This is a genomic window from Fibrobacter sp. (assembly GCF_045601785.1).
Lineage (GTDB): Bacteria > Fibrobacterota > Fibrobacteria > Fibrobacterales > Fibrobacteraceae > Fibrobacter.
In genome coordinates, this window is record NZ_JAZSAF010000060.1 from 1 (window position 1) to 13,197 (window position 13,197).

Sequence of the window (13,197 nt, forward strand, 5' to 3'; positions counted from 1 at the left end):
TAGGCAATTGTAAAAGTCGGCGCGGGAGCGCGAAATGGCAGCAAGAGCAAGCCGGACAAAGGATAAGAAGAAGGAACGGGGACAGAGACACAGAGAGAAAGGCAGCGCAAAGCAGGCGGGGTAAAAGCCGCCCAAAGGGGAAACTCAGGAAAGAGTCAGGCAATCAGTCTGCGAATGGACTTAATGAACTGAGGCTTATGCAAAGCATGAGCGAGAAGGACACCAACGAGTTGAGCGATACCGGCAAGGAATAAATCAGCCTTAACGGTAGCGGTACGGTGAGATTTACCGGAATCAAGCGAGAAGGAATCCTTGAAGATATTAATGGTTCTCTCAACGGTGACCCTGTATCGGTAGAGGTTGTTCCAATGGTCGGTGTTTCTGGGGATGCCGGGATAGAGGCGAAAGTCCTTGTCGGGATAGGTGTAGACACACTTGCCATAAGAGGAATCGGTGCAAGGATGTTCGCACATGCACACTCTGGAAGAGCCCTTGGGGACGGAAGCGGGGCAAACCCACTTAAAACGGGAAGAACGGTTTTTACCGCCGGACTTGCCGAGAAAAGTAAAGGGTTTCCCGGTAACGGGACAAATCGGAGTGCCAGAGGTGTCAAAGTCGGAGGATGAAGCCTTGGAGTTTCTGGGATTCATGGGGATACAGGCGCGCTCAAAGGAGAACTCGTTCTTGAGCATGGAGTAGATGTCGTAGGAATCGAAAGAAGAATCGCCGAGGAAAGACTTGAAGTGGATGTTCGGGTGAGCGGCCCGGAAATCGGAGAGGATGGGCCTGAGGGAGACGGAATCCCCGATTTCCTTATCTTTGTCGGGACAATCGGACTTGGGAGAGGAAACCTCTGGGTGGCGTTTTCTGAAATCATCGTCGAAGAAGGCGATGTGACGGCAGATGCCCAGGCCGTTGGTGACGATGCCGGCCTTGACGGCATAGCAGAAGTGACCGTTGATATACTGTTGGCGGGCGTCGGGATTGACCCTGGCAGCATCAGGCAGGAAGGAATAAACGGCCTTGTAAGGATCAAAGTTCGAGTAGGATTTAGCGAGCTTCTTGGCCTCCCTGAGCTTTGTGTTGAAGAACTTGGGGTTATTTTCTGCAACAGAGAGTTCGATGCCGGTGGTATCATAGATGAAGTAATCGGCTTTCCTGGGGTCAATCTCACGGCAGATCGGCTCGGTCAGATCGACAAGATGCTCAAACATCTGAGCGAGGAAGGAACAATACCGGTCCCTGAAGCGTGTAAGCTGGGAAGCGTCAGGGATCTTATCGAAGCCGCAGAAATCCCGAAGCTCTGCGCATAAACGCAGCAGCGAGAGTAAAAGGGTGTCTGTGGGAATGCCCAGCACCTTCTGAACGACGAAGGCCCGTATGAAGCTTTCAAGGTGATATTTGTGCTTTCTTCCCATGTGGCGGTAGAAGGCGAGCTTGAAACTGACAGGAATAAGCCTGTCAAAATCAATGTGTTCCTCCAGAAGGCGGATAAGCTGGGGCTTATGCTGCTCGATGGCTTCGGACACACCGTTGTAGATGTCCCACAAGGATATTTGCACGGCTGACTTTCGCATGGTTTTTCTCCCTTTTGTTGTACGATTGAAGTAGTGGTGTACTGATATTATACAGCAAAAGTGGAGAAAAATCAGTTGATAAATGTATCAAAATCACTTGTATTTGCGGGCTTTCTCGACTTTTACAAGTGGCTACTCAGAATAAAAAGAAAAGGAGGCTCTATTATGGGCGAGTATAAGGATGATCGGTTCAAGGGGAAGGATGAAAAGCTGCCCCCGATGGACCTGACGAACCTGTCTGACAATTCTCTGGATCATATCAACCGGATGGATGCTATGAACAAGGTTCAGGCTCTGAGGGCAATATCAGAGATCAATAACCACACTCTGGTTGCGATGGCCGGAATGATCTGCCAGGACAGGATCGAAGAATTGAGTGAACGTTTTTCCCAGAGGAATGGCTACGCGATGAGACGAATGCAGGAGCTGGCGACCAGAAGTATGATTTTTGTAGCGGATCGCATTTACGATCTCAACAAGAGAGGTGGTCGTTGATGTCACTATCAGGATGGACGGTGGTTGTTATCATATTATGGGTAATTATTTATGTGTTTACTACCTCTACTGGTGAACCTTGGGAAGGAATGTTTCAACGACAAACGCCTACCCCTGAAGAGAGAGAAAAGCGACGAAGGAAACGCCAACAACGACGCTGGAGACGAGGGCTTCGCTCACTGAAGCGTCAACAAGCCGCGCAGGAGAAGAAGGACAGGCAGACCCTTGAGGACGAAGTTGTCCATTCGCTCGCAATCTATCAGGAAATGGTTGACTATATGTACGATAATCCAGGCGCTACGGTTAGCGACACGGTAAGGCACGTCGGCAGGTCACGCCATTATCCTGCATACGACGAAGACCCGGAGTGGACCGGAAAGGGAAGGAGGTGAAAGCTATGTTTAATTTCTTCAATTCCCTGCAAGGCGAAAAGCTGAGTTCCAACACGGAACGTGGGGTTTATGAGCTGTTTGCGACCCGGTACAATGTTAAGACAGTCGACAAGATCGGCAACAACAAATTCCGGGTTTGGCTCTGTGACGGCAAGTGGATGACCGTCGACACCTGGCCGCACACGACGATGTTCGGCAACGAGGTCACTACCGTCCAGTATGTACATGAATGACCGACGACAGGGGCGGCTCGAAAGCGTCGTCCCACATTTTTTTGTTGCGCAGGTAGAGGAGTTTATGGTAAAATAAAATCGCCTAAAATAAAAGCTAAAGGGGGATACACCATGCCGCGCAGAAAGAAAGTTGAACTGTCTATCGAAGAGCGGATCGCTGCCGTTGAAGCCGAGTTGGAGGCGCTGACCGCGCAGACGAAAGCGAAGAAGCAGGAGCTGAAGGATCTGAAAGCAGAACAGGCTGAAGCGGACAAAGCGAAGCTGATCGACGCTTTCATCGCCAGCGGAAAGTCCATTGAAGAGGCTGTCAGCCTCCTGAAGCCGGAATAGGCTGGAACGCGCAGGGCGGCATCATGGTGGTGCCGCCCTTTGGTACATTTTGGGTTGCTAAACTACTTGTTGATGCAGTGGATAGAGCAATTGTTCATCTTGCCGTATCTATCTTGTTGATCTCATCATTGTACTGTTGAAAGTCAAGTCCTGTACCTCTGCTTCGAAGGAAAAGGTAATGTCACTTCAATAGTAGCCTGCATCGGAGTTGTAAAGAAGCTCTCCATTGAGATAGCTGTAGAAGCCCGCAAAAAAAGTAGTGGTATACCAGTAATAACCTTGTTCATATTCATCGTTAAGCTGCAGCAGTTCACTTCTGAGTAGAAGAGATATAATCACCAATGGTTTTTGTCGGATAGATCGGGGCGTGCTTATTAAGGATGATCTCTTTATTTCTAATTAATCTGACTGCTCTTGCGATACTGAGATCATTGATCTGGAATCCAATAATATCGAATTTGATTCTTTGAGCGATCTCGGCCAAAGGAAGTGATTTGTCCTCTGGATGCTGGCCAAGATACGAAACATAATCAGGGCTTTCTTTGATTGCATTCCTAAGGTGCAATTCGTTCTCGCAAAACGCCTTGTGGATGTCTTCAAAAGCTTGGTCACTTATTTTTTCAATGTAGATACTCTCATTTAGCGTTAATTCAGGGATAGGATTATTATATTGATCTCCCATTTTCGTCGACATAGTAATATGTGTTGCATCGCAGATAAATGGATTGAAGATTTCTGAATTGGCAGAATACTCACGTCTATCCCGAATGGGGGTTTCGGACCAAAATACATCATCCCTGAAGTATAAATTCAAAATATACAGAGCCCCCAAGGCATTTATCAAGTTCTCGATAGTCCCTTTGTTCGTGGAGTTAGCACGATCATGCTTAATGTTTTGATATGCCTGTTTCCACTTACTGCCACTTGTTCCACGCTTGTGAGCTTTATGAAGCGGAGTCAACACCGAGTTTTGCGGAGAAAAAATCATAATGGGCGAAACAATTTGAATCTTTTTTGTATTCAAATGCCAGGTGTTAGCTAGAAGATTTAAGCACTCAGTATCGAAGTATGGTGGCCTGGTTTCTCCCGTTGCGGGATCTGTAATCATCATTGCTCCACCCAGCAAAGAATACAATTCTTTTGATAAAGCTTCAATTTCAATTGCACAGCGTATGATAAGTTCGCCCATGTAAGGAGAATATGTTTTTAATTGCTTGTCATCAAATAGAATATACTTCGCCAAATCCAATACTTCTCTCTCTAACCTTTGATAGACAGGCCAAAAGGTATTCATAAGGTACGCCTCCTTTTTATTCACTATAACACGAAACAAAGAGGCGTGCAATCTTATAACGAAATATAATAAATTTGTTATGGAAAACTGCCTCCACTCGGAGGCAGTTTGAGGATGGCAGGCTAGTCGCGGTTGACGCAGCGGACGGCTAGACCATCCGACTTTCCAGAAACACCAGTTGTAGCGACAGATGTTGGACGATAATTGGGCCTGTAGGCACCCGCGCGACTGGATACGCTACCAGTCCAGTATGCTCCTTCTACTGTTACACCTCCACGAGTGCCTCTAGTATTGATGTAGCCTGCGCGGACGAACGAAAGTGGGAACTCGGACATTTTCAGTGATGCTCCTGTCGCACCATAAGTTGGATTATTTGATTCAGTTTGATTACCGTCTACAGAGATTAGTCCGTACCCATATGTAGTATTTTTGATTAGCTTTGCAAATGTTTTATCGGTTTCAGAGTCTCCATGAACCGGCAACTGCCACCCCTTAGGACATATTGAGTCGTTATAGGTTTTTGTCGCCGAATAATTTCCGCTTTCTGCTGTCGCGGCATACCAGTTAAAAATGCTTCCATCACTATAACTATACGAGCGTGGTATTTCAGCATTTGCATTATTAATAGGATTGCCGGTCAAATCCGTGTAGTTCCCATCATCGCTCTTCAGACTTCCCCACCAGTAGCCGATTTGGTCTTCGGATTGGAATTGAGCGGGCTGGGACTGACCGAGGACGCGGAGGGTAAAGTCAGAGAAAGTCTCGCCGGACTGGTATTTGGCGACAGTCGAAGCGGACGGGTCCCAAGCCTTTTTACCATTGCCAAGGTCAGTTAAATCGGTGCGGGAAGTCGAGAGGTCGGTGTTGTCGCTCGTCAAATTATTCGTTCCGGCGAAGTTAGCAAGTTCGAGGTTTAGGTTGTTGACCATCCAGCAGTTGCCGTCTTTGAGCTTACGGACGGCGTAGGTCTTTCCATCACGGTTATCGGTCAGGGCAACGGTTTCGTGCTCGCCGAGGGTGGAACAACCAGACCAGTTTTGCATCTCGCCAGCGGACGGAAGCCATTTAGCGTAGAGCTGGAGCCCTTCAGAGTTTAAAGTGCTTGGGGTCGTGATGGTTTCGTCAGCTTGATAAGTGGTTCCGAAACCGTTTTCCTGCGTGTTCCAGCCGACGAAGGCGTAGCCGAGTTTATTATAGGTCGGGGCGGTCAACATTACGTCGGAGCTCGCCGAGGCAGTTTGATCGCTCATCGTCCCAGTACCACCATTTCCGTCATAGCAAATCTTCCCAGCTTCGCAAGCGACAGCTTCTTCTTCATCTTCCTCGACGGTCGTGGCTTCTGTGTCGCGGGCGACGCAACGAACGGTTAAGCCGTAGGTCTTATCGTAGCCACCCTGGGGTTGGACGACCGTAGAATGGAAGCCGAGGTCGTGGGAGTTGGTATAGGCATATGGAGTAGAGGACCAGTAGACTCCGAGGGTACCACGATTGTACAGGTCACCGTTAACCCAGTAGTAGTCTCCTGAAAAGATAATAGAGAGAGGATAAGAACGTGTTTTTTGCGAACCTAGTGCATCATTAGTAATTCCATAGCTAGTTGTTAATAATTTACCCCAACTCTTATCGTTAGATGCACTATTAACCGGTAATTGCCACCCCGCCGGACAAATCGAGTCTTCCGCGCTTCCTGCGACGCTATCAGTCTTCATTTCCCAAGTTCCGCTTTCTGCCGTCGCCGCATACCAGTTATACCAGTTCCCCATATACTGCGTTTCTGGATTATCGCCTTTAACATTTGTCGGCGTCCCTGAGCTCTGATAATGTGATGCGTCCCCAGCTCCACCTTGGTCGCTATCGCTAATATACATATTCTCGTTCTTAACCCAATCGCTCCCGTTGTCATAGCTTCGCGGAATCGCAGCATTGGCGTTATTCGTTACATCTGCGAGCGGGGTTAGATTTCCGTCATCGCTCAATTTACTACCCCAATAACAGCCGGAGCCGGCATTTCCCTTAGATTGGAACTGTTCAGAACAAGTTTGGTCAGCTCCGAGCTTAGACTGAAGTTTTTCTGTTAAGGTCGAGCCAGAGAGAGTCATAACGGAAGCGCTTGGGTCCCAATAACCTCTTGTCTTTGATTCTTCCGAGTTAAGGTCAGTATTTGCTGGGGTTAACCCGCCATTAGTATCATCTTTCCCGGCAAAGTCGTCTAGTTCAAGATCGAGGTTTTGCACCATCCAACAGTTTCCGTCAGCGAGTCTCCTGACAAGATACTCCTTGTTGTCCCTTATATCTTCAAGTTGGAACGTTCCCGTACCTATTGCGAGGGAATCGGTTGCAGAATTAGCAAGGGCGACGCCAGTTCCGGTTCTATTATAAATCCTCGCGTCGAAGCCAACAGTCGCGCCCCAAACATTCGTCATCGCGCAGACGCCGGCTGTAATACCTTGCATGGTATCGACATAATAGTCGGTCGAGTTCTTCTTGGTTTGGAGGCCGACATAGCGAATTGCGCCTTCGTTTCCGCCTTCGGTTTTATAGCTGATATATCTTCTTGTTAGACCGCCGGTAATCGGAATCTCGACGATAAAATCATAGTCCGTTCCTTCGTTAAGTCCGAGATCTGGAAGAACGCAGCCGAAGTTAAGACTGCCGTCGCCAAGATCGAGGCTGTTGTTCGCAACTAAACAGGAACCGACGGAACTGTTGAGCGCAGAAGAGAGCTCCGATTCAGTGAACTTGCCGTCGCTATTACTGTCAGCGGTAGCGGCGTCGGAGTGTTTGACCATGCGTACAGTGATATTGCGTTCTTTGATATTTGCACCTTCAGCGTCAATATCCATATAGAGCGTCGCGAGGTCGGTCGGACCGCCGAGAGTAAGAGAGCTGACGATGTTCGTACTCGGAGTGTTGAGGTCGGAAGCGGAAGCGACGGCGGTATAAAGAATCTTACTGCCATAGTTTCCGGCAACGAGGTTGTTGTTGATCTTAACGCCATAGACAATGGTTTTGGTGTTGTTAGAATCGCCAGTATAAGTTTCTCCGCCAATAGTGGTCGTTCCGAAGCCGTTCGCGTTATTGGTATTGCCGGTCCAAATCACGTCTTCACTGCCAAAGAGAGGAACCGCTGCCCACTTCGCGTTATAGAGAGCAAGGTCAGCGGAGTTGGTCGTGGTCGAGGAGATGATGTCGCCAGAGAGGTTAATGTTAGAGTATGTTCCGGCAGAAGAGAAGCCGGTCTCGCCGTCGTTCAGGGCATAGCCCCAATCGTTGCCGGTCAAGGCGGCAGGGGAGCCGGAATTTTCTATGACGGGATTAACGCCCATCCCGGTATGGGTACAGGCACTCTTTAGAGGATCAGAAGCGTCAAAATCATAGCAGAGTTTGTTATTGTTGCCGACCGAGGAATCCATTGAGAGGTAAACGTTAAAGTGTTTCCCGGTCGTATTGACGGTCAGGGTTTTTGAGACGGTAGCGACCTTCCCGGCCTCGTCGGGCGTAATCGCGCCGCCATTGTTAAAGGCGACGTTGCCGGAGTTTGAACCGGTATCGAGCTCTAAGACGACCTTCGTCCAATCGAGTTCAACCTCCGCAGTCTCGGCATTGGCGTCCGCAACAATGTAAGGAATGAATACAAACGAAAAACATGAAAGGAAGAGAAGTAAAACTGACGTTTGCAGTTTCCTATAATAATCGTTTATCGTAGAAAGTTTTTTTGTCATTCGTTTTACCTCTCTTTATTAGTAATGGACCCTCGAGTGGTAAACCGAATTTGTTCTTTAACGGGAATATAGAATAAACTATTTGAACCATAGGAGTTTATTTCTTCTGACCCTTAACTAGCTGGGGGCTAGTTTGCTCTGAGGATTTATACCGAGCTAAAGGGCGGATATTCCCGTTGAACAAAAACGGCACCACGAGGGGTGTCTTAATCAATTTCAAACGTCTAACCGCATGCGCGACCAAAGCGTGAACTGAAATCCTCATGATGCCAGTTACGCACACTTTGTTCGTGCTATATACAAAATAATGTGCAGTTATAATCTGATAAATATCAGAAAATGACGTTTTTAATTGATTAAGACAATTCTAGTTTATCAAGCTAAAGCGTTTTTGTAAACCATTGACATTTTTAAAGAATATACTCAAAATAATCATAGATAATTTATTCTATTTTCGTAACTGTTCAGTCCACCCCGAATAACACCCCGACAGCGTTACCCCGAAAAGCAGCGACGATGGCATCAAAAGAAGAGACGCCATGAAGAGCCGCCGAGGAAATGAAGCTGAGGACGCATGCGAAATCATCTGCGCCGGACTTGGTGCGGAAGCACCCGGAAACCTTCTCCTTGACTCTTGCGCAGCGGATTGCCCGTTCAGCGGTATTATTGGTGTAGGGAACACGCCAGTCCCTTGCAAATCTCAGGATGTCATCCTTGAAGTCGCGGAAGCGCTCCAGCAAACACCTGAATTTGCCCTTGGCCTTGCGCCCGCGTTTTCCGGGAACGTGTTCCGGAATGGGATTGGCGGCAAGTCCCTCGTCGACCAGTCTGTCGTAGCGTTCCAGGTAACCCGCCAATTCCTGCTCCGGAAAGGCTTCTTTCCCTTCGGATTGAAGCACCTTGCGGCGATGGCACAGCGTTTGCAGCAACTCCCGCAGCAGTTTGGCCCAGGCCTGGTTGCCAGTCTCATGGGCGTAGACCAGTTCCCGCTCCAAGTGCGCACAGCACATGGCGTGATCGACGTTGTCGTACTTCTGGTAGGGCTTCCAGAAGTCATGCACTGCTACGCCGCTGGCGTTCGGCAGCACATCCATATCCGAGATGCCCTCCTGGCCGCGCTTTTCCTGTACGGTGTAATAGCGCCACTGCTCATTACAGGCGCAGTGCAGCCAATGCAGCTTCCCGGCGACACGCCAGCCGGTCTCGTCGTAGTGGGCAACCGGCAGCTGGGTTACCGTCTGGCGGATGCGTTCAACAGGTGCCTTTACCAGCTTCGCGGCTTTGACCAGCATGTCCTGGATTGCGCCGCTGCTGATGGGGATTCGCAGGCTCTTGAGCAGCTTCTGCACGCGGTCCACGCTCATGTATCCGATTGTCAGCAGGGACACTGCCAGCCCGGCCACTCCCGGACCGTACTGCTTGGCCCCGGTGATATGCCGGGGAAATGTGCCCTGCGCTGCCTTACCGGTCAGCGCACACGCCTCGCAGCCCAGCACCTTGTGCGCGATGAGCTTGGTCTCTACAATGGCTTCGTATTCATACCGCGTCTCGCAACACCGCAGCTTGCAGGCCCCGGCATGGGGACAGCCTTCGCACTGGATTGGCCGATGCTCTATGACTTTGTCCGGCTCCCGGTCGATCTTCATGCCGCTACCCTTGTGCCCCGGTTGACCGCCAGCCGACTTGCCACTCTTGGTCCTCAGACTCTTGGGCGCTGGCTTGTTCAGACGCTCGCTCGACGGTGGTTTTGAGCTGTTCCCACTGTTTTTCTTGTGGGTCAGTTCTTCGATTCGCGCCGTTAACGCTGCAATCTGCGCATCCTTCGCCGCGATGATCTCTTGCAGTTCTGTGAGTTGCTCGGTCTGTTGCTGGAGCTGTGCGCTCTGCTGCTGGAGCTGTATGCTCTGATATTGGAGTTGCTCGGTCAGTTCTTTCATCTGCTGTAGCATCTGATTGAACATTTCTTCCATGCCGAACACCTCCCCATAGCTTCTCTTGCTACGGTTTATTATTCGACATGACTTCGTAATTTCCTTTTGGAATTTTACGTTAACTTATGGAGGAACTGAACAGTTACATAAATTCTATCATTAAGCAGCGGCTTTGTCAAATTATTTGCGGGGAGTATTGCGCAATGAATTGATGGCGTGTTATAATACCAGTGTGTTTGAAAAGTATAACGCAGGGAGGAATGGACATGACGCCGAAATTCGACACCGATGTTCAGGAGTTGAAATATAAAGTATTGAAGGAAGTGGCCACCCTGGCCCTGGGCGACGCGCTGACGCCGGAAAACACCCTCGGCATCGCGGAAAAGATCATCCCCGACGGCGCGAAGCCCACCATGCGCTGCTGCATCTACAAGGAGCGGGCCATCATCAACCAGCGGGTGAAGCTGGCCCTGGGCGGCAATACCCGCAACCCCAACGTGGTCGAGGTGCTGCCCATCGCCTGTGACGAGTGCCCCGTGGACGGCATCACCGTCACCCAGGCATGCCGGGGCTGCATCGCCCACAACTGCATGAACGCCTGCCCGAAGAACGCCATCACCATCGTCAACCGCCACGCCACCATCGACAAGACGAAGTGCGTGGAGTGCGGGCGGTGCGCCGCCGCCTGCTCCTACGGCGCGATACTGAAGCTGGAGCGGCCCTGCATCAAGGCCTGCAAGATGAAGGCCATCAGCATCAACCCCGATAACCAGAAGGCCATGATCAAGCTGGAGAAGTGCGTCTCCTGCGGCGCCTGCGTGTACCAGTGCCCCTTCGGCGCGATCTCAGACAAGTCCTTCCTGACCAAGGCCATACAGATCATCAAGGACTCGCTGAACAACAAACTCTACCACACCTACGCCGTGGTGGCCCCGTCCATCGGCGCCCAGTACACCGACGTGAAGGCCGACCAGGTGTATGAAGCGCTGCTGAAGCTGGGCTTCTACCGGGTGGAGGAGGCCGCCTGGGGCGCGGACGCGGTGGCCTTCCACGAGGCCAAGGAGCTGGTGGAGGAGGGCTTCCTCACGTCCTCCTGCTGTCCGGCGTTCGTGAGCCTCGTGCAGAAGAACTATCCCGACATCGCGCCGCACGTGTCCAACAATCCATCGCCGATGGCGATGATGGCCTTCCAGATCCGCAAGAAGGACCCCACCGCCGAGATCGTGTTCATCGGGCCCTGCATCGCCAAGAAGTACGAGACGATCTACACCCGCAGCAAGAACGCGGTCAGCTGCGCCATCACCTTCGAGGAGATGCAGGCCTGGATCGACGCCGCCGACATCGACCTTCGGTCCCTGAAGGGCGTCCAGCTGACCAATTCCTCGACCTTCGGCCGGGGCTTTGCCCGCTGCGGCGGACTGGCGGACGCGGTCGCCGAGGCCATCAAGGAGATGGAGGGCGTGGAGAACTTCGATCTCCAGGCCGTGTCCTGCAACGGGCTGGCGGAGTGCAACGCGGCGCTTTTGAAGAAGAGCAAGGGCGTCTTGAAGGAGAACTTCATCGAGGGCATGGCCTGCGACGGCGGCTGCATTGGAGGCCCTGCCTGCCTGAGCCACAGCGCCCGCAACCGCGTGCAGTTCACCAAGTACGAAAAGCAGGAGAGCGAGCGCACCATCGTCAGCGCGCTGGGCGAGTTCGAACAGAAGTAGACAAGCTGACAGCAACGATAAGGCGCGGGGACGGAATGCATTCCGTCCCCGCGCCTTATTCTAATCCTTCTTTTCGTCCTGTATGATCTGCACCGAATTGAGCATGTACCGCATCACGCGCTCCATGGCGGCGTAATCCTCGTAGGAGGCGCTGAAGTGGAACACGTACAACACCCGTCCGATGGACTGGCCGATGATGAAGCCCTTGACCTCGGTCTCGCCGGAGTAGGCGAGATAGGTGTTGGAGAGGGCCTGCTTACCCATGAACGTGTCCTCTGAATTGGGCGTGCCCAGCTGGAAGGTGTTGGCGTCGTATTGCTTCCGGATGACCCGAACGAATTCGGTCAGCTCGTCTGATACCACCGTGCCCTCCGGCGAGTGCACCAGCCGCTTGGCGGAGATGGCGACCCTGGCCGGGAATTCGCCCTGCTCCGCCATCTCCCGGTAGCACACCGTAAATACCCCCGGCACGTTGATCCAATTCGAGGGGTAGTTGAAGGTGAGCTTCATGTCCGGGTCGCTGAGGGCGGTGTAGGACAGCGTGTTGGGGTCGATCAGGTTGCTGCCGGGCCTCGGCGTGCTGGTCGGCGCGGCGTCCTGGGCATCCGCCGGGGCTTCGGGGTCGTCCGGGGGATTCATCAGCGCTTCCATGCTGTAGTAATCCCCGTCGTCGTCATCGTCGTCGTCATCGTCGTCATCGTCGTCCGCGATCCCTTCGACGGGCTGGGCCGGGGCGAGGGTGGGCATGTTGGCCAGGACCTGGCTCTGGTCCTCCTCGCCATGACCGCCCTCCTCGGGCACAGGCGTGACATCCGCGTTCGCGGCGGGATCAGACTGGGCTGTTCCCGAGCCGTCCGACGCCGGCTTTTTGCCGCATGCCGCGAGCCCGCAGACGCACAGCGCGCATATCAGCAGCGCGCACAATAGCTTTTTCAAGTCCGTTTCCTCCGATAGGGGTTTATTTGGACGGGGTGTCGCCGTGGAGCGCGATCTGCTCGTTCAGCAGGTCGATGTCGCCGCAGCCGTGGCTGATCATCACGTCCCCGCTGTGCCAGTGGGCGCGCAGGTAGGCCTCGGCGTCGTCGAAGGTGGGCGTCAGCACCGCATCCACGCCTCTCTGGCGAAGGGGCTCGATCAGCATCTCCGACTTTATGTCACCGGGGTCGACCTCCCGCGCCCCCATGATGTCGGTGATCAGCACCTTGTCCGCCACGTCGAAGGTCTCCAGGAACCGGTTGAACAGCGTCTTGGTGCGGGAGTAGGTGTGGGGCTGGCAGACGGACCACAGGCTTTTGTGGGGCTGTAGCGCGGCGATCTTCAGCGCGTTCTTGATCTCAGCGGGGTTGTGGCCGTAGTCGGTGTAGCAGCGCACGCCGTCGGTGACGCTGGTCAGCTCGAAGCGCCGGTGGGCCCCGATGAAGCTGCCCAGGCCCTCGGCCACCTTCGCCATGTCCAGGCCGCGGATGTGGGCGGCGCAGATGACGGCCAGCGCGTCCAGCATGTTGGCCTCGCTG

Annotated in this window: 10 protein-coding genes; 4 read left to right on the forward strand and 6 right to left on the reverse strand. The window is 52.4% G+C overall.

The window, feature by feature from the left end:
- Positions 1–155: 155 nt before the first annotated feature.
- Complete coding sequence (locus ACKI61_RS09445; protein WP_407457483.1) at positions 156–1,577, reverse strand: transposase; 1,422 nt, start codon at positions 1,575–1,577, stop codon at positions 156–158.
- A 165-nt stretch (positions 1,578–1,742) separates the two neighbouring features.
- On the opposite strand from ACKI61_RS09445, the gene ACKI61_RS09450 reads away from it, so the two are divergent.
- The 3 genes from ACKI61_RS09450 (at position 1,743) to ACKI61_RS09460 (ending at position 3,027) form a co-directional block, all read left to right on the forward strand.
- Positions 1,743–2,072, forward strand: coding sequence for a hypothetical protein (locus tag ACKI61_RS09450; RefSeq protein ID WP_407457484.1), 330 nt, complete (start codon positions 1,743–1,745; stop codon positions 2,070–2,072).
- A gap of 397 nt (positions 2,073–2,469) precedes the next feature.
- Positions 2,470–2,697, forward strand: coding sequence for a hypothetical protein (locus tag ACKI61_RS09455; protein ID WP_407457485.1), 228 nt, complete (start codon positions 2,470–2,472; stop codon positions 2,695–2,697).
- A gap of 111 nt (positions 2,698–2,808) precedes the next feature.
- The gene (locus ACKI61_RS09460; RefSeq protein ID WP_407457486.1) at positions 2,809–3,027 is read left to right on the forward strand and encodes a hypothetical protein; all 219 of its coding nucleotides are present in this window, start codon (positions 2,809–2,811) and stop codon (positions 3,025–3,027) included.
- A 310-nt stretch (positions 3,028–3,337) separates the two neighbouring features.
- Here the strand turns inward: ACKI61_RS09460 and ACKI61_RS09465 are convergent, their stop codons facing one another.
- The 3 genes from ACKI61_RS09465 to tnpC all read right to left on the reverse strand — a co-directional run bounded on the left by ACKI61_RS09465 (position 3,338) and on the right by tnpC (position 10,013).
- Positions 3,338–4,321 carry a hypothetical protein gene (locus tag ACKI61_RS09465; RefSeq protein ID WP_407457487.1) on the reverse strand — a complete coding sequence of 328 codons (984 nt, stop codon included), beginning with the start codon at positions 4,319–4,321 and terminating at the stop codon, positions 3,338–3,340.
- A 122-nt stretch (positions 4,322–4,443) separates the two neighbouring features.
- Complete coding sequence (locus ACKI61_RS09470; protein ID WP_407457488.1) at positions 4,444–8,043, reverse strand: InlB B-repeat-containing protein; 3,600 nt, start codon at positions 8,041–8,043, stop codon at positions 4,444–4,446.
- A 464-nt stretch (positions 8,044–8,507) separates the two neighbouring features.
- On the reverse strand, positions 8,508–10,013 hold the full coding sequence (tnpC, locus tag ACKI61_RS09475) for an IS66 family transposase (RefSeq protein WP_407457489.1): 1,506 nt from the start codon (positions 10,011–10,013) through the stop codon (positions 8,508–8,510).
- Between the two features lie 227 nt (positions 10,014–10,240).
- Between tnpC and ACKI61_RS09480 the strand changes: the two genes are divergently transcribed.
- Positions 10,241–11,683: a monomeric [FeFe] hydrogenase gene (locus ACKI61_RS09480; RefSeq protein ID WP_407457490.1), complete on the forward strand. Its 1,443-nt coding sequence runs from the start codon at positions 10,241–10,243 to the stop codon at positions 11,681–11,683.
- Between the two features lie 60 nt (positions 11,684–11,743).
- Here ACKI61_RS09480 and ACKI61_RS09485 read toward each other — a convergent pair whose 3' ends face one another.
- Positions 11,744–12,619 (reverse strand): hypothetical protein, encoded by an 876-nt coding sequence (locus ACKI61_RS09485; RefSeq protein WP_407457491.1) that lies wholly within the window; start codon positions 12,617–12,619, stop codon positions 11,744–11,746.
- Between the two features lie 22 nt (positions 12,620–12,641).
- Positions 12,642–13,197: glutamate ligase domain-containing protein (locus ACKI61_RS09490; protein ID WP_407457492.1), on the reverse strand; the 556-nt coding region annotated here is incomplete at its 5' end.

Excerpts from the sequence above, each read along its gene's own strand:
- ACKI61_RS09480 (WP_407457490.1), top strand. The coding sequence starts at position 10,241 with ATGACGCCGAAATTCGACACCGATGTTCAGGAGTTGAAATATAAAGTA.
- ACKI61_RS09455 (WP_407457485.1), top strand. The coding sequence starts at position 2,470 with ATGTTTAATTTCTTCAATTCCCTGCAAGGCGAAAAGCTGAGTTCCAAC.
- ACKI61_RS09470 (WP_407457488.1), bottom strand. The coding sequence starts at position 8,043 with ATGACAAAAAAACTTTCTACGATAAACGATTATTATAGGAAACTGCAA.
- ACKI61_RS09445 (WP_407457483.1), bottom strand. The coding sequence starts at position 1,577 with ATGCGAAAGTCAGCCGTGCAAATATCCTTGTGGGACATCTACAACGGT.
- tnpC (WP_407457489.1), bottom strand. The coding sequence starts at position 10,013 with ATGGAAGAAATGTTCAATCAGATGCTACAGCAGATGAAAGAACTGACC.
- ACKI61_RS09460 (WP_407457486.1), top strand. The coding sequence starts at position 2,809 with ATGCCGCGCAGAAAGAAAGTTGAACTGTCTATCGAAGAGCGGATCGCT.
- ACKI61_RS09450 (WP_407457484.1), top strand. The coding sequence starts at position 1,743 with ATGGGCGAGTATAAGGATGATCGGTTCAAGGGGAAGGATGAAAAGCTG.
- ACKI61_RS09465 (WP_407457487.1), bottom strand. The coding sequence starts at position 4,321 with ATGAATACCTTTTGGCCTGTCTATCAAAGGTTAGAGAGAGAAGTATTG.